The organism is Streptomyces sp. NEAU-174 (assembly GCF_052665095.1).
Window position 1 is genome coordinate 1165733 of sequence record NZ_JBQTCE010000001.1, and the last position, 14774, is coordinate 1180506.

Annotated in this window: 16 protein-coding genes; 7 read left to right on the forward strand and 9 right to left on the reverse strand. The window is 66.1% G+C overall.

Going from position 1 to position 14774, the window contains the following annotated elements; all coding sequences use genetic code 11:
* Positions 1-6: 6 nt before the first annotated feature.
* A complete protein-coding gene (locus tag ACT2CW_RS05110; RefSeq protein ID WP_445515629.1) occupies positions 7-1245 on the forward strand; it encodes a M23 family metallopeptidase in 1239 nt (412 codons plus the stop codon).
* Positions 1246-1360: 115 nt separating this feature from the next.
* Entirely contained in the window at positions 1361-2305 is a 945-nt protein-coding gene (locus ACT2CW_RS05115; RefSeq protein ID WP_445515630.1) for an aldo/keto reductase, read from the forward strand.
* Positions 2306-2388: 83 nt separating this feature from the next.
* Here the strand turns inward: ACT2CW_RS05115 and ACT2CW_RS05120 are convergent, their stop codons facing one another.
* The 4 genes from ACT2CW_RS05120 to ACT2CW_RS05135 all read right to left on the reverse strand — a co-directional run bounded on the left by ACT2CW_RS05120 (position 2389) and on the right by ACT2CW_RS05135 (position 4228).
* Entirely contained in the window at positions 2389-2688 is a 300-nt protein-coding gene (locus ACT2CW_RS05120; RefSeq protein ID WP_445515631.1) for a hypothetical protein, read from the reverse strand.
* A gap of 74 nt (positions 2689-2762) precedes the next feature.
* A complete protein-coding gene (locus ACT2CW_RS05125; protein WP_445515632.1) occupies positions 2763-3071 on the reverse strand; it encodes a hypothetical protein in 309 nt (102 codons plus the stop codon).
* A 102-nt stretch (positions 3072-3173) separates the two neighbouring features.
* On the reverse strand, positions 3174-3383 hold the full coding sequence (locus tag ACT2CW_RS05130; RefSeq protein WP_445515633.1) for a DUF397 domain-containing protein: 210 nt from the start codon (positions 3381-3383) through the stop codon (positions 3174-3176).
* Positions 3383-4228 (reverse strand): helix-turn-helix domain-containing protein, encoded by an 846-nt coding sequence (locus ACT2CW_RS05135; protein ID WP_445515634.1) that lies wholly within the window; start codon positions 4226-4228, stop codon positions 3383-3385. The genes ACT2CW_RS05130 and ACT2CW_RS05135 overlap by 1 nt, the downstream gene beginning before the upstream one ends.
* A gap of 220 nt (positions 4229-4448) precedes the next feature.
* On the opposite strand from ACT2CW_RS05135, the gene ACT2CW_RS05140 reads away from it, so the two are divergent.
* On the forward strand, positions 4449-5075 hold the full coding sequence (locus tag ACT2CW_RS05140; protein ID WP_445515635.1) for an ATP-binding protein: 627 nt from the start codon (positions 4449-4451) through the stop codon (positions 5073-5075).
* Positions 5076-5094: 19 nt separating this feature from the next.
* Here the strand turns inward: ACT2CW_RS05140 and ACT2CW_RS05145 are convergent, their stop codons facing one another.
* Positions 5095-5967, reverse strand: a complete 873-nt coding sequence (locus tag ACT2CW_RS05145) for a hypothetical protein (protein WP_445515636.1) — start codon at positions 5965-5967, stop codon at positions 5095-5097.
* Positions 5968-6158: 191 nt separating this feature from the next.
* Here ACT2CW_RS05145 and ACT2CW_RS05150 point away from each other — a divergent pair, with 191 nt between their 5' ends.
* From ACT2CW_RS05150 to ACT2CW_RS05165, 4 genes are all read left to right on the forward strand, one after another.
* Positions 6159-6869 carry a hypothetical protein gene (locus tag ACT2CW_RS05150; RefSeq protein ID WP_445515637.1) on the forward strand — a complete coding sequence of 237 codons (711 nt, stop codon included), beginning with the start codon at positions 6159-6161 and terminating at the stop codon, positions 6867-6869.
* Positions 6870-6888: 19 nt separating this feature from the next.
* Positions 6889-8307, forward strand: a complete 1419-nt coding sequence (locus ACT2CW_RS05155; RefSeq protein ID WP_445515638.1) for a hypothetical protein — start codon at positions 6889-6891, stop codon at positions 8305-8307.
* Positions 8307-10142 carry a DEAD/DEAH box helicase gene (locus tag ACT2CW_RS05160; RefSeq protein ID WP_445515639.1) on the forward strand — a complete coding sequence of 612 codons (1836 nt, stop codon included), beginning with the start codon at positions 8307-8309 and terminating at the stop codon, positions 10140-10142. The genes ACT2CW_RS05155 and ACT2CW_RS05160 overlap by 1 nt, the downstream gene beginning before the upstream one ends.
* A gap of 90 nt (positions 10143-10232) precedes the next feature.
* A complete protein-coding gene (locus ACT2CW_RS05165) occupies positions 10233-11591 on the forward strand; it encodes a DNA cytosine methyltransferase (protein WP_445515640.1) in 1359 nt (452 codons plus the stop codon).
* Here the strand turns inward: ACT2CW_RS05165 and ACT2CW_RS05170 are convergent.
* The 4 genes from ACT2CW_RS05170 to ACT2CW_RS05185 form a co-directional block, all read right to left on the reverse strand.
* A complete protein-coding gene (locus ACT2CW_RS05170; protein WP_445515641.1) occupies positions 11517-11984 on the reverse strand; it encodes a very short patch repair endonuclease in 468 nt (155 codons plus the stop codon). The two genes, ACT2CW_RS05165 and ACT2CW_RS05170, sit on opposite strands and share 75 nt — an antisense overlap.
* 117 nt (positions 11985-12101) lie before the next feature.
* A complete protein-coding gene (locus ACT2CW_RS05175; RefSeq protein ID WP_445515642.1) occupies positions 12102-13292 on the reverse strand; it encodes a L,D-transpeptidase in 1191 nt (396 codons plus the stop codon).
* Between the two features lie 53 nt (positions 13293-13345).
* A complete protein-coding gene (locus ACT2CW_RS05180) occupies positions 13346-14185 on the reverse strand; it encodes a hypothetical protein (RefSeq protein ID WP_445515643.1) in 840 nt (279 codons plus the stop codon).
* Complete coding sequence (locus ACT2CW_RS05185) at positions 14178-14765, reverse strand: SigE family RNA polymerase sigma factor (protein ID WP_445515644.1); 588 nt, start codon at positions 14763-14765, stop codon at positions 14178-14180. Before ACT2CW_RS05185 ends, ACT2CW_RS05180 begins: the two co-directional genes overlap by 8 nt.
* Positions 14766-14774 lie beyond the last annotated feature (9 nt).

A 14774-nucleotide genomic window follows, 5' to 3' on the forward strand; every position in this document is an offset into this window, starting at 1 on the left:
GCCTCCGTGGCGTCCAACAGGTCTGTCCTGGCCGAGGCCCCGTATCGCACACGGGGAGGCGGTTTGGGGACCGCCACCGCCTACGGCCCCGGCTTCGACGCCGGTGGCGGGATGAGCTCAGGGGACGGCCGATTCGCCCCCGACGACTCATACGACCCATACGGTTTCGCCCCCGACGACCGCTACGCGGATGAGGGCGCCTCCGAGGGCCCGGGTGCCGGATTCGAGGCCGAGACCTGGGAGGAGTGGAACCCCACCGAGGAGTCCATCGCTCCCGTACGCGGCCGGCACCGCGTGGCCAAGCAGCGCGGCGGAACCATGGCGCGCAGCGGCGCCGTCCTCGGGGTCGGCGTGATCGCGGCGGTCGGTGCGGGCGGTATGGCCAGCGCCAAGGACCGTCCCCAGCTCCCCATATCCATGCCGGACCTCGGCCATGTCGCCGATCAGGTCAAGGCCAGCCTGCCCGCCGCCAAGGACCTGCCGGGCATCGGCTCCTGGGCGTCGGACGACAGCAGCGGCGCGCAGACCGCCGCAGCCCCGCTCTCCCAGGCCGGTCTGACCAGCGAGGACGAGCAGCGCGGCACCACCGACGCGGGCGAGGCGCTCCGCGCCCGCATCCTCCAGCAGGCCGAGAACCAGCAGAACGCGGCGGACGAGGACAGCCGCACCGCCGCGGCGCAGGCCGCCGCCAAGGAGGCCAGGGCCGCCGCGGACAAGGCGGCCGACCAGGCCGCGGAGGCGGCCGCCAAGCGGAAGGCCAAGGCCGAGGCGGAGAAGCGGGCCGCCGAGCAGCGGGCGAAGGAGGCGGCCGAGAAGAAGGCCGCGGCCGAGCGCCAGGCCAGGCTCGCCGCCCAGTACACCCTCCCCGTCGCCTCGTACACCCTGACCGCCAGCTTCGGCCAGGCGGGCGACATATGGTCGGCCAACCACACGGGCCAGGACTTCGCCGCCCCGACCGGCACCCCGGTCAAGGCGGTGCACGGCGGCACCATCACCCAGGCGGGCTGGGCCGGTTCGTACGGCTACCGCATCGTGCTGACCATGAGCGACGGCACCGAGCTCTGGTTCTGCCACCTGTCCTCGATGGTGGTCACCTCCGGCAAGGTGTCGACGGGCGATGTCATCGCCCGTGTCGGCGCCACCGGCAATGTGACCGGCCCGCACCTCCACCTCGAGGTCCGGCCGGGCGGCGGCTCGCCGATCGACCCGATGCCCTGGCTGCGCCAGCACGGGCTGAACCCCTGATACCCCGGCGGCCCTGGCGCTCTCTCCCCCCTTGACGCCAGGGCCGCCGGTTCAGGTGCCGATCGATGGGGCCGGGGCCGGAACAACCCCGCCCGGCCAACCGTTGTAGAGACGTATGGCTGACAACACACAGAAGATCGGTGACCTGTCCGTCTTCCCGCTCTCCCTCGGCGGGAACGTCTTCGGCTGGACCGCGAACGAGGCCGAGTCCTTCCGGGTGCTCGACGCCTACGTGGCGGCGGGCGGCAACTTCATCGACACCGCCGATGTCTACTCCGCCTGGGTACCGGGCAACGAGGGCGGCGAGTCCGAGACCATCCTCGGCAACTGGTTCGCCTCCCGCGGCAACCGCTCCGACATCGTCCTCGCCACCAAGGTGGGCGGCGGCGCCCCGGAGCCGCGCGGGCTGACCTCGTCCGCCATCAAATCGGGCGTCGAGGAGTCCCTCCAGCGGCTGCGCACCGACTACATCGACCTCTACTACACCCACTACGACGACCCGTCGGTCCCGGTGGAGGAGATCATCACCACCCTGGACGAGCTGGTCCGGGAGGGCAAGGTCCGCGAGATCGCCGCGTCCAACGTCGGCGCGGACCGCCTGGAGGCACTGCTGACCTTCTCCACCCGGGAGAACCTGGCCCGCTACGTCGCCCTCCAGCCGCACTACAACCTGGTCTCGCGCGACACCTTCGAGGGCGAGCTGTCCGAGGTCGCCGCCCGCCACGACCTGGCGACGATCCCGTACTACTCCCTGGCGTCCGGCTTCCTCACCGGCAAGTACCGCCCGGGCACGGCCGTCGACAGCCCCCGCTCCACGGGCGCGGCCAAGCACCTGGAGACCGAGCGCGGCCAGAAGGTCCTCGCCGCCCTGGACGACGTCGCCGCCAACCACCGCACCGAGCCCGCCACGGTCGCCCTGGCCTGGCTCCTCGCCCAGCCCACGGTCGTGGCCCCCCTGGCCAGCGCCAGCTCCACCGACCAGCTCCCCGCCCTCCTGGCCTCAATCGACCTCAAGCTGACCCAGCCGGAACTGGACCTGCTGACGTCGGCATCGGACTGATCGGAAGCCGGCGGGCGGGCCACAAGCCCCGCCCGCCTGAGCCCCCCGCACGTACGCGAACCGCTACCTACGACCCAGGACCCCTACCGCCGATCGGCAAGGGCCCAGGACGCGAGGGCGACGCCACCGGCGACGGCGAAGACGGACGGCCAGGCCCCGATCTTCTTCGCCAGCGGATGCGACCCGGCGAAGGCGGCGACGTACGCCGCACTGAGCGTGGCGGCGGTCCCGTTCCCGGCCTTCTCCCGCCACCCCCGAGCGGCCACCGCCCCGGCAGCCGCAAGGGCAACCCCACCCAAGGGCCGCCGCTTGGTCCACCGAGTCACCGAATACCCCCCAACCAACCCACCCGCGGCCACAACCCCCGCCGGCACTCCAGCCATCCCCATACCTCCCACTTGAAGGATCTCCTCGCCCCGACCCTACGCAGCAGACACGGGGAACCGTGGCCGGCCCGTCAGCCTCCCTCCACGAGCCCCGCATTCAAGGCCCGCATCCAGAGACGGTCGTGCCATTCGTTGGCGTCCGGCTCCGGCTTGACGGTGAGGACGGGGTTCGGGCCCGTCTCGATGAGGTGCAGCAGCGTCCAGGCGACGCCATGGCAGTCGTCCGGCCCAAAGGAGTCGGCCAGAGCCCTGGCCTCCTCGGCCGTGACCGGTCTCGGGATCGCGTCCAGCTGCTCGACGCGCCTGTCGATCTCTTCTCCACTCGCCCCCACATCGGGAAGCGGCCCATCGGCAACGAACGCCCGCACCTCGGCTCTCATCCCCGAATGATCGTCCGCAGCCATTGCCCCGGGCAAGCGGCCTTGTTAGGGCAGTCAGATCGAGGTACGAAGGAGACGGTCAGATCTTCGCGAAAACGGACCTCAACCCAACTGCCCATCCCGCAGGGCTGTCACAAAGTCCGTCCACGCCCGGTGCGAGACCCCGATCACGGATCCGCCCGGATCCTTGGAGTCCCGCACGACGGTCGAACCCGGACGGAAAGCAGCTTCGACACATTCGGTGTTGCCGGCACCGCTGTAGGAGGACTTGAACCAGCCACCGTCTCTGTCGGATATGCAGGGCTCGCGCATCAGATCTCCTCACGGACGCGTTCGATGAGGGCGGAGGACGAGGCCATGTCCAGCGCCTGAGCGCGAAGGTAGTCGAACGCGACCCGGTAGCGCTCCAGTTCCTCGTCCTTCTCCATGAAGAGCGAACCGACGTGGATGTCGACGTACACGACGTCCAGCGAGGGCTCGGCACCCCCGAGGATCACGAAGCTCCCCATAGCCGCTGAGTGCGCGCCCTTGGCAAACGGCAGGACCTGGAGCGTGATGTCGGGTGACTCGTTGGCGCGCAGCAAGTGATCCAGTTGTTCCCGCATCACCTCACGCGAACCGACCACGCGCCGGATCACGGACTCATCGAGGATGGCCCACAGGTGTGGTGGCTTCGGTCGGCTCAAAATCTCCTGCCGCTTCATCCGAAGGTCGACCAGCCGCTCGATCTCTTCCGCAGACAGACGCATCTCCGAGGCATGCTGCACCGCTTCCGTATAGACGCGAGTCTGCAGAAGCCCCGGCACGTACAGGCAGGCGAAGTGATCCTCCCGAGCCGCCTCGTCCTCCAACGTGAACAGCAGGTTCATGCTCTCCGGCAAGGAATCCGCGAAGGAGGTCCACCACCCCTGGCGCTTCGCGTCCTTGGCCAGGCCGACCACGGCCTTCCGCTCCGCCTCACTCGCTCCGTACTCACGGCACAACGCGTCCACGATGGGCCACTTCACAGGCCCTTCCTGTGTCTCGTACCGGCTGACGGTCGCTTTCGAGACCCCGACGAGCTGACCTGCCTCCTCCAGCGTCATTCCCTTACGGGCCCGGAGCTTGCGCATCATGACGCCGAGCTGGCGCCGACGAGTAGTGGCCCGCGCTGGCATGACGGCTATCTCTCCCTCCGAGCTGGCCACGACGGGACCAGCGGCAACAAGGCTATGGGCGGCTGAAGTTGCCACACCACCGGATTCACCCTTTCGAGAGTCCGTGAGAAGTTACATGTAGAGACTTCCCAGTGCCATACTCGCATCAGCGAGACTACGCAGTGCGGTCGTACGGACACGACCGGGCGCAGCACTGACGTAGTGCACAAGGAGTGTGGCCATGCTTCGCTACTCAGTCACCGACCCCCAACCACGCCGCTGTATCGTCCCCTTCGGGGCCGAACCACCCGAACTGGTCAACCTACGTCGAGCGGTGAAGGCCGAACTCACCGCCTGGGGAATGTCGGCGCTGGCCGAGGAGGCGCAGCTGATCGCCACCGAGCTGGCGTCGAACGTGATCAAACACGTAGGCCAGGGCTCCGTGGCGACTCTCGTTCTCGACGCCGGCCCGAGCCAGCTCCGCATGGAACTGCACGACAAGAGCGGCAAGGAGCCGCAGCACCTCCACCCCGCCTGCGACGAGGAATCCGGCCGCGGCCTGCAAATCCTTGGAGCCCTCTCGACCACCTGGGGTACGGTTCGCACGACGGTCGGCAAGGCGGTGTGGTGCGAACTGCCGCTGGCCCTGGACGAAACCCGCCGCCGCATCCAGCGCGTGACGACGGTGATGGAGACCTACGGACTGGCAGTCGGCAGCCCGGCCGCATGGCTCACCCATCGCGCGGTGCTGGAGGAGTCAGCGACCAGCCTGATTCTGGACATGCTCCATTGGCTGAGGGCACAAGGCCTGGATCCTGACGACATCCTCGACCGCGCCCAGACCCACTTCGAGGCAGAGGCCGCGTGATATTCACTGTGCCGGCGCGTCAGCGCGCGGCAGCACGGAGCATCGCGCCGGCATCAGCAGGCATGCCGTACTCATGGAGTTCCAGTGCCGCCCGGATCACCTGTTTTTCGGGCTGGTCGCGCCCGTAGATCTGAATCAGGGTGTCGGCAATCTGGTCTTGGTGCTCCTGCCGGAGAACGGCGAGGGAAGCAGCGCTCTCCAAGGGAGTAAGTACCTCTGCGGCTTGTCTCAGCATGGCGACAACGTTCCCGGGTCTCTCCTGACTGTCGAACCTTTCTGCCATGGTCGCAATCTGCGTCGCGGCGGCCACGTCGTACGCACTCTGCTGCCGGTCCCCGTGCGAAGGGGGGACCGGCAGCAGTGCCGCTCCCTTGCGTGCATCGGCCAACTCCGCCTCTAGGCCGGCCCTTGACTCAAGGAGATGCTGGTTAGCGCGCATCAAGCGGCGGTGTCTGCTCCGCAGACGGCGGATCCTGTGGTGCAGGTCCGGGCAGACCTGGCAAGGCCGCTGCTCGGCTGCGGCATACACCTCAAGTACGTCGTCCCGCGAGATGCCCAGCTTGTCTTCCCCTCCGGCCTGTTCAGCAGCGGTTTGGTGCAGCGCGATGACGAACCCCTGCTGGGGAACGCGTTGCCCGCTCCAATAACGAGAGAGATCGCTGACGTTTTTCTTGTATCCGCGCGGCGCCAGTGCCTCAGCCACTTCTTTCAGGCGGCTGCCCAGCTGCTGGTACAAGATGATCAGCATCTGAGCCAACGCCCGTCTTCCCGGTGGGACGTCTTCACTGATCTTCGGTCCGGCATGGCTGGGCTTCGGGCTGGCCTGCCTTGTTCGCATCCGGAATCTGTTCTTCCGTATATGGGATCTGCTCTGCATACTGCTGCCGGTCATGCCAACCAATTGTGCAGCAGAGAGATTTGACGCGTTAGCGCGCAACGCGAGTAGTCACTGGACCTGAGGCTGCCCCCGGTTCTTAATGGGACGACCGCCGAAGATTCGGGGGCGGAGCGTCATGGCTGACGACGAGTGTCGCGGCATGACGTTTCCTAGGCGTGTCTATACGGGAGAAGTGGAGACTCAAGATGGCGCTGCTGCCGTCGTGGCAGGACAAGACGTTCGGGGGCAAGAAGCTCGGAGGAAAGATCCGTGCGGCTCTGTGGCTTGAGACCGAGGTGGGGGAAGGCAACATCTTCACGAAGGCACAGCTGCGCCAGGCGTTTCCGGACGACGCTCAGATCGACCGGCGGGTCCGGGATCTTCGCGATCACGGTTGGCGCATCGACACCAGCCGCGACGACCCTGCGCTGAAGCAGGAAGAGCAGAGGTACGTCACCAAGGGCGCCGAGGTCTGGATCCCGGGGCAGGCGAAGACTGCCAAGCACAAGAACAGCCTCACGGACGCACAGCGGCGCAAGGTCTGGCAGGACGACAACTTCCTGTGCCGCACTTGTGGCGTCGGCGTGGGTGAGCCGTACGACGATGGTGGCATCGAACTGTCGAAGCTGAACATCGCCCGCCGCGAGGTCCTGATGCCGGACGGGACTACTGAGTTCCAGTACGTCACCGAGTGCAAGCGGTGCGGCACGCGTGCTGGCGAGCGTCAGGCGGACCTCGCTGAACTGCTCGGCACGATTGAGGCGCTGGCCCCGTTGGAGCGGAAGGCCCTTGCGGCCTGGATGGAGGCCGACCGTCGGACGCTCGGCCCGCTTGAGAAGCTGTGGGGGGTCTACAGGACGCTGCCGGCCGATTCGCGCGCGGCCGTCAAGCAGGCCGTGACCGACGAGGACAGCTGAGAAGGGGAGGGGGATGGCTATGAAGCGGGAGTTCACCCCGCCACGGGCGGCGGAGTTCAGCGAACTCATCAAGAAGAGGCTGGAGGAGGTCAAGGCGGCGGGAGGCACTCGGGAGACGGTCACCCTTGAGTGGAATGAACAGCCCTTGCACGTCGAGGTCATCGACCTCCCGCTCGATGGCTTGTACTTCAACCCGAGTACTCACCGTATCCGTGCCCAGCGGAGTCATGACCCTGCGAAGAACGAGGTCTTGGAGAGGGATCCGTACAGCGCAGAGGGCCAGGGCTATCTTCAGTTCCTGCTTCAGGCTGAGCCGGCGAACCCTAACCGCCGGGACCCTGACTTCGACAGGCTGAAGGAGAGCCTGAAGGAGTTCGGCCAGAACGACCCAGGGCTGGTTACCCATGACGGGGTCCTCGTGAATGGCAACACCCGAGCTGCCGCACTACGGGAGATCGGTGCGCAGTCCATGCGGGTAGGCGTTCTCCCTGAGTCGTTCACTTCGGCGGACATCAACGCCGTCGAACTCTCCTTGCAGCTGCGTGATGACCACCGTCGCGACTATTCGTACATCAACCGTCTTCTGGCGATGGAGGAACAGGCCGCATTGGGCCGTACGCCAGAGGTGATTGCCAAGGCTTTCCGGATCAGGACGCCCAGGTATCACCAAGAGCGCTGGATCCTGAGCACAATCCGAGACATGATCGAACGCAGCAGGAGCGGTGGCGGCGTGGCGCTGCGCCTTGTGGATTTCGAGGAAGACCAGGAGAAGCTGAAGGAGCTTCACCGGGCTTACGAGAAACTGAGCGCAACAGACCCTGACCAGGCGGAGGAATTCAAGGAACTCCGAATGGCTGCCATCACACTAGGATTCGCCAAGACCGATGTACGCCACATCGAAGAAGGATTCCGGAACACGTATCTGGAGCGCACCCTGCCGACGAATCTGAACACCGATCCTGCACAGGAGGAAGCGGTGACCGTGCCAGGACTCGGCGTCTCGGTCCCGGCTGCTTCGTCCGCGGTCTCGGCAGCCCGGGCGCTCAACGACCGGATTCTGCGGGCTAAGGCGGCCATGCTCAGTACTGATCCCACTGTTTTGGATAGCGAGAAGCGCAGCGCGCAGAATCTCTTCGACGATGCCAAGAATGCGTTCGATAAAGCGATCGATGCTGCCGGCCGGGACGCCCGTGTGCGCAAGCGTAAGCAGATGGCCCCGGCACGCCTGGCTGATGCGTGCGCTGATATCGACCAGTGCGTCGTGGACCTGGTGCAGGCTCGTGCCTCGCGCTCCCTGGACGAGGAGGCGTTTGACGAGGCGGTTCTGAAACTCCGGGACAGTCTCCACAAGCTGGCGCAGCAGGCAGGACGCGGTGTCCCGAGCCCCGGCGATGGTGTCACCTGGCTCATCGACGCTGTGGCGGTAGAGGGCTCCTGATGGCTGAAGCCGCCGCCGAAACTTCACTGCATATCGGGTTCGATGAAACTAGGACCCGGGTTGTCCTGAGGACCACAGAGAAATACCGAGAGGATCTTGTCCAGCTGGCTGCCCGTTTTCGTACGGGCGGCCAGCTCGGCCCTCTGACCGCGTCAGTTGAACTGGACGATCTCCTGGGCAAGCTGAACGCGATAAGTGCTTGGCCGCACCCCGTTGGTGTGACGTGGGCTCCAGATCTGCAGTCACTGGTGGTGGGGGTCCTCCAAGACGCGGAAGCGGTCAAGAAGCGGCTCCATGAGACTTCCGACCACCCCGGTGAGGTCCTCCCCGAGGATGTGCTCGACCTCCTAGGGGAGGAATGGGAGGCTGAGCTGGGCGAGTTCCAGCGGCGGGACATCGCCAAGCTGCTGTCCCTTCAGCACGGGGCCAACTTCAGCGTTCCAGGTGCCGGCAAGACCCGGGTGGCACTTGCGGTGTACGCCGCTCAGAAGGCGCAGGGCAAGGTCAGCAGAGTCCTGGTCGTCTGCCCGAAATCGGCCTATGAATCGTGGCAGTACGAGACTGCCGTCTGCTTCTCTCATCCTCTTCGCACGCACGTCCTGGACCGCTCCCTCGATCAGTGGGCGGAGGTCTTGATCGTCAACTACGAGAGGCTGGACCGTTCACTCTCCACTCTCGCCGGTTGGCTGAAGTCTGCCCCTGCGATGATCATCCTCGATGAGGCGCACCGGATGAAGCTCGGTGTCCGAGGCACATACGGGGCAGCTTGTATGGCGCTCGGCCCGCTTGCGCAGCGGCGACTGATCCTTACGGGTACTCCAGCGCCCAACGGCTCGAAGGATCTTGAGAGTCTGCTCGGCTTCGTCTGGCCGGGACACGGCCAGCGGTCCGTGGCAATGGCGGTGGCCGGCGGAGATCTGGCCTACGCCAGCACTGTGCTCCGACCGCTCTTCACACGCACGACCAAGCATGAACTCGGGCTGCCGCCGATGGAGTTGCGGATGAGGTATGTGGACATGCCTGACCTGCACGGCGAGATCTATAGCTCTTTGGTGGGGGGCATCAGCGCGGGAGATGCGCGAGAGGATCTCAGCTCCCTCGGCAAGACCGCATTGAGGCTGCTGATGGCGGCGACGAGTCCGGCCCTGCTCCTTGAGGGTGCTACCCGTTACGAGCCCCTGGCTTACCAGTTGCCGCCTCTGGAGATCCCGGCGGGCGGTTCCCTGTACGCGCTCATGCAGAACCTCCCGGACTACGAGCTCTCGCCCAAGTACAAGGAAGCCCTGGCGATCGTCGCGGAGAATGCCGAGCGTGGCCGGAAGACCCTGGTCTGGACGACGTTCGTTCGGAGTCTCACCACATTGGCGCAACTCCTGGAGAAGTACAGCCCCGCGGTTGTCTATGGCGGGACGCCTGACCGTGAGGAACAACTCCGCCGCTTCCGTGAGGATCCCGGGTGTCAGGTGCTGATCTCCAACCCGGCGACGCTGGGTGAGGGCATCAGCCTTCACCATGTCTGCCACGACGCCGTATACGTGGACCGTGACTTCATCGCAGGACGGTTCCTGCAGAGCCTGGACCGTATCCACCGCCTTGGCCTTGCTCCCGGCACCGACACCAGGGTCACTGTGCTCGCGGTGCGGAACACGATTGACGAGGTGGTCGAGGCACGGCTCAATCTGAAGTTGGAGTTCATGGGCAAGATCCTGGATGATCCATCGGTGCAGCAACTCTCTGACTTGCAGGAGGAGCCTTCGGTTGCCGCCGGGCTCGCGCCCAGCGATGTGGAGGCCTTGATCCGCCACATCGGTAGAAACGGAACTCTTCGGCAGTAGACGGATGCTGTGGGTCACCTGATCCGTTAGCGTCTACGCTGTCCCCTGGTAACGTAGCAACTTTGCGTGTCTCAGCCAGGAGGACCGTTCATGGGCGCCAGCCCCCCACGCAGTCCGCAGGACAGCCCGCCTCTTACCTCAGTCGAAATCTGCGCGGGGGCTGGTGGCCAGGCCGTTGGGCTGCACAAGGCGGGCTTTGAACATCGGGCTCTCGTCGAGTGGGATTCGCATGCGGTGGAGACCCTCAAGGCCAACGTGAAGAATTGGCCTTGGTGGGATTCGGGAAAGGCCCAGGAGCTCAAATCTCAGGACGTCAACGATTTCCTTGAATCTGAACAGCATAAGGGCCTCGAACTTGGAAATGAGCGCCTTTCTCTCCTTGCCGGCGGTGTTCCGTGCCCTCCGTTTTCACTAGCTGGGAAACGCCTTGGTGAAGATGACGAGCGTGACCTTTTCCCGGCAATGCTCAAGATCGTCAAGGAGCTTCGGCCGAAAGCGGTAATGATTGAAAATGTGCGTGGCATTCTCGAGCCTCCGCATGTTTTCATTGAGTATCGTCGGCGGATTTTGGCACAGCTGGGGAGTTTGGGATATCTCGTTCCCGAGATTGATCCGGATTGGCCTGTTGAGCGACAAGATAAGGTCATGAGGTCTGTCTGGCGACTGCTTGAGGCTCGTGACTTTGGCGTTCCTCAGCTGCGGCCGCGGGCCATCCTGGTGGTCATTCATGAAGATGTTGCGAATGCTGGAGATTTTGTCTGGCCTAAGAGGGTGAGAGGTGAGGTTGCCTCGGTCAGAAAGATTCTCCATGACAGCATGCTTCGGCGGTGCGAAGAATTCTGGGATAAGAATTACCAGGGCAAGCCCGCGCGGGGTAAGCAGCGTTCAGGGCGTCAGGTTTTCAATACTTGGCTGGAACTGGCTGAGAAGGCCGAGTCGAATTCCACTGAGGGTATCGCACCCACTCTCGTGGGTGGCTCAAGAAAGCATGGCGGTGCGGATCTGGGGCCCACTAGGGCAAAGCGGGCGTGGGCGGCCATGGGTGTTGACGCCACAGGAGTGGCCAATAACCCTGAGGATTGCGATCCAGAGCGTGATTTGTTCCGCCCTGCGGGCCCGATGCTGACTGTCCAGCAAGCTGCGATGCTTCAGGGTTTCCCGGAGGACTGGCAGTTCCAGGGAGGAAAGACGGCGCGCTATAGGCAGGTCGGGAATGCTTTCCCGCCGCCCGTTGCGGAAGCTGTCGGCCGTGCCATTGCAGCTGTTTTGCGCCCGGAAGAGCGTGAAACATTGCTCGAAGGTTATGAAATGGAAGACCCAGAGGAATCTGCTGGTCAGGACTCAGTTTCCTACCAAGTGGAGGCATTCCCCATCTCAGCCCTTACCGTTAGCTCCCGCCGCCCGGCGGGCGATGACTGTAGCGGCGATCTTGTCGGCGCACGTCTCTGACAGTTCGTGTTCCCAGAACCGGAGAACGAGCCATCCCGCCTCGGTGAGATTCTTGTCGGTGTCACGGTCACGCGCTACGTTGCGCGCGACCTTCTCCGACCAGTAACCGGGATTGGTCTTTGGGGAAGCGTAGTGTTCGGGGCAGCCGTGCCAGTAGCAGCCGTCGATGAACACGGCGACTCGTACCGGTCGGAAGACAATGTCGGCCGTCCGGCGCAAGTGCGCTAGTGGACGTGCGGCTACACGGTATCTGAACCCCTGAGCGTGGAGCAGTTGGCGGATCACGCGTTCAGGCTTGGTGTCACGCGCTTTGATCGCTTGCATGTTCCGGCGCCGCGCTGCGGAGGAAGCCCACGAACCCGGCGGTGGCACCCATTGCTCAGAGTCGGACATGGAACCAGCTTCGCAGAGGCGGCGTGACCGATGCGAGTGCGGGCCGCGTCTAAGCAAGGTGTGCAGAACTGTGCCCTCCTACCGAGGTGGTAGGAGGGCACAGCTATGTGGGCAGACTCAGCGCAGGGCGCTGAGCTTTTGCCAGGAAGAGTAGGGGAGGTTCCAGTCGCCGAAGCCGTTGCCGGTGGAGACCGTGGCGCGGGTGGAGCCGGTGATTTCGACGATGTCGCCTCGGGTGGCGCGGTTGTAGAACCACTTGCCGTCGGCGAGGGACATGCCGACGCAGCCGTGGCTCATGTTGGTCTGGCCGAAGTAGCCGAGGCCCTCGTTCCAGGGGGCGGCGTGGGCGTAGGTGCCCGAGGTGGTGAGGTGGACGGCCCAGGGGACGTCCTTGTTGTAGGGGTCGGCTATGCCGACGGACTCGCTGGTCATGTTGACCATGGGGGCCTTGTCGAGGACGACCATGGTGCCGTTCCAGGTGGGGTAGGAGGGCTGGCCGGCGGATATGGGGATGGTCTTCTGCTTCTGGCCGTCCTCGTAGACGGTCATCGTGTGGTTCTTGATGTCGACCTTGGAGATCCGGGGTGTGCCGATGGTGAAGGTGGTCGAGACATCGCGGCGGAGGTAGCGGGAGTCGCCGGTGTTCACGCCGCTGAGGCGGGCGCGGAGGGTGACCTTGGTGCCCTTGTGCCAGTAGGTCTTGGGGCGCCAGTCGACGCGCTCGATGCCGGTGAGGGGGTCCTTGACCCAGCCCCAGGAGCCCTCGACCTTTGGGCTGGTGGAGATGGAGAGGCTGCGCTCCACCGCTGCCTTGTTGGTGACGGGATGGTCGAAGGCCAGGGAGACCGGCTGGCCCACGCCGACGGTGGCGCTCTTGGACGGGGTGACGGTGACGCCGTTGACCTGCTGGGCGGAGCGGGTGCGGAAGGTGGAGTGCTGGACGGCGGTTTTGCCGGCGGCGTTGGTGGCCGTGGCCTCGACGGTGTAGGTCGTGCCCGGGGTCATGGTGCGGTTGGAGCGCCAGCTGGTCTTGGAGTGGGAGAGGGCGCCGGTCACCGTGACGGCCTGGGAACCGGCGCCGTCGGGGGCGATGCGGACCTTGGTGAGGGTGCCGTGGGAGGCGGTCACCTTGACCGGGGCGTCGGGGGCTATCGCCGCCGAGTCGCTGCCGGGGGTGATGGTGATCCGGGCGGGCTTGGCGTCGGCCGGATCAACCGAGGCGGATTTCGACGCCGACTGGCATCCGGCGAGCAGGGCGACGGCGATGGCGGGCACCGTGAGGGTGCGCAGGGAACGTACGGAGAGCACAGAGGACCTCTTGCGGGAGTCGTGAGGAGCGGTGGTGGGAGGGGAGAAGCGGGTCAGCAACGCCTCTTCACCTCTTCGGGGTTGGCCCGGTACGGGCCGGGGGAGGCGGTGGCGGTGGGATCGAGGCGCCACAGCGAGACCGATATGCAGTAGGCGGAGGGGCCGTCGGTGTAGTCGCCGGACGGGCTGCCGATGCCCTGGGCCTGGAGAACCCCGACCCGGGTGCCCGAGCGCATCAGGACGACCTGGGCGTCATGCGGTGCGCGGGGCGGGTGCCAGCCGTAGGTCATGGTGGTCGGCCGGCCGGCCGCGAGCTTGGGTGACGAGGTGGTGCCCAGCTCCTTGGGGCGGGCGCATCGGTCCTTCAGGGTCTCCTCGAGGGAGGCGAAGACCTTCGCGGCCTCGCCGTCGCTCGCATAGGCGTTGATGGTGTGGCGTGCCTGCTCCGCCTTGCGGCCCTGGTAGTCGCGGGTGCGCTGGGCGAGGGGGCGTGGACCGTCGAGGCGGCAGCTGGGGGAGAGGTCGAGCAGCGGTGTCCGGCCGCTGTCGGTGGAGGTGGCGGAGTCGGCCGTCTTCCAGCGCGTCATCGCGTCGAACGGCAGCGCCGAGGGGCGAAGGAGGGCGCTCGCGGGGATCGGCGCCCCCGGGACGCGGTCCGTTCGCGGGGCGGGCGGTGCCGCCGGGAGCGTACGGGTGGAGTCGTCGCCCGGCAGCAGCCGCCACGAGCCCGCGGTCACGGCGGCCACCGCAAGGACGGCCGCGGCGGCGATCGTGACGCGCTGCCGTGCACGGCGCCGACGGCCCCGCGCACGCACGGCTTCCGGGCCCGCCAGACGTATGGAGGGCTCGACATCGCGAGCGATATCGCGCAGGCGCTCGTCCAGATCAGCCATGGGAGGGCACCTCCTTGGGGTGGCAGACGGGCGGATGGGGAGCCGATGCCGGCATCGGTGTCGGTGCCTCGCTGGCGGCATCGGCTTCGGGGTCGGCCAGATGGGAGCCGAGGGCCTTGCGGGCACGGCTCAGCCGGGTGCGCACGGCGCCGGGGGAGACGCCCGTCTCCCGAGCCACCTGCTCAATGGGCAGATCGAGAAGGTGGTGCAGGACCACGGCCGTACGCTGCTCGGGCTTCAGCCCGCGCAGGGCATGGACCAGCGCCACCCGGTCAGGGGCGAGATCGGGGAGATCGGGGGGTGGGCCATGGCGGAAGTGGGCCCGCATGCGGTTACGGGCGCGGCGCCAGGAGCTGACCGCGAGGCGCAGGGCGACGGTGCGCACCCACGGCGTGGGATCACCCTCGGCGGTCAGCCGGTCCCAGCGCTGCCACGCCCGGGCATACGCCTCCTGCACCGCGTCCTCGGCCTCGGCGAGATCGCCCGTCGCCGCGTAGACCGCGGCCACGAGCCGCTTCGCCGTAGCCGTATAGAACTGGTCGAAATCGGATGGTGTGGATGAAGGTGATGCTGCTGACATGAATCCCCC

What these genes read in the sequence shown, in the direction of transcription:
- ACT2CW_RS05145 (WP_445515636.1), bottom strand. Translation starts at nt 5,967, where the DNA reads ATGACCGGCAGCAGTATGCAGAGCAGATCCCATATACGGAAGAACAGA.
- ACT2CW_RS05125 (WP_445515632.1), bottom strand. Translation starts at nt 3,071, where the DNA reads ATGAGAGCCGAGGTGCGGGCGTTCGTTGCCGATGGGCCGCTTCCCGAT.
- ACT2CW_RS05140 (WP_445515635.1), top strand. Translation starts at nt 4,449, where the DNA reads ATGCTTCGCTACTCAGTCACCGACCCCCAACCACGCCGCTGTATCGTC.
- ACT2CW_RS05135 (WP_445515634.1), bottom strand. Translation starts at nt 4,228, where the DNA reads ATGCCAGCGCGGGCCACTACTCGTCGGCGCCAGCTCGGCGTCATGATG.
- ACT2CW_RS05185 (WP_445515644.1), bottom strand. Translation starts at nt 14,765, where the DNA reads ATGTCAGCAGCATCACCTTCATCCACACCATCCGATTTCGACCAGTTC.
- ACT2CW_RS05165 (WP_445515640.1), top strand. Translation starts at nt 10,233, where the DNA reads ATGGGCGCCAGCCCCCCACGCAGTCCGCAGGACAGCCCGCCTCTTACC.
- ACT2CW_RS05160 (WP_445515639.1), top strand. Translation starts at nt 8,307, where the DNA reads ATGGCTGAAGCCGCCGCCGAAACTTCACTGCATATCGGGTTCGATGAA.
- ACT2CW_RS05150 (WP_445515637.1), top strand. Translation starts at nt 6,159, where the DNA reads ATGGCGCTGCTGCCGTCGTGGCAGGACAAGACGTTCGGGGGCAAGAAG.
- ACT2CW_RS05130 (WP_445515633.1), bottom strand. Translation starts at nt 3,383, where the DNA reads ATGCGCGAGCCCTGCATATCCGACAGAGACGGTGGCTGGTTCAAGTCC.
- ACT2CW_RS05180 (WP_445515643.1), bottom strand. Translation starts at nt 14,185, where the DNA reads ATGGCTGATCTGGACGAGCGCCTGCGCGATATCGCTCGCGATGTCGAG.
- ACT2CW_RS05170 (WP_445515641.1), bottom strand. Translation starts at nt 11,984, where the DNA reads ATGTCCGACTCTGAGCAATGGGTGCCACCGCCGGGTTCGTGGGCTTCC.
- ACT2CW_RS05115 (WP_445515630.1), top strand. Translation starts at nt 1,361, where the DNA reads ATGGCTGACAACACACAGAAGATCGGTGACCTGTCCGTCTTCCCGCTC.
- ACT2CW_RS05155 (WP_445515638.1), top strand. Translation starts at nt 6,889, where the DNA reads ATGAAGCGGGAGTTCACCCCGCCACGGGCGGCGGAGTTCAGCGAACTC.
- ACT2CW_RS05120 (WP_445515631.1), bottom strand. Translation starts at nt 2,688, where the DNA reads ATGGCTGGAGTGCCGGCGGGGGTTGTGGCCGCGGGTGGGTTGGTTGGG.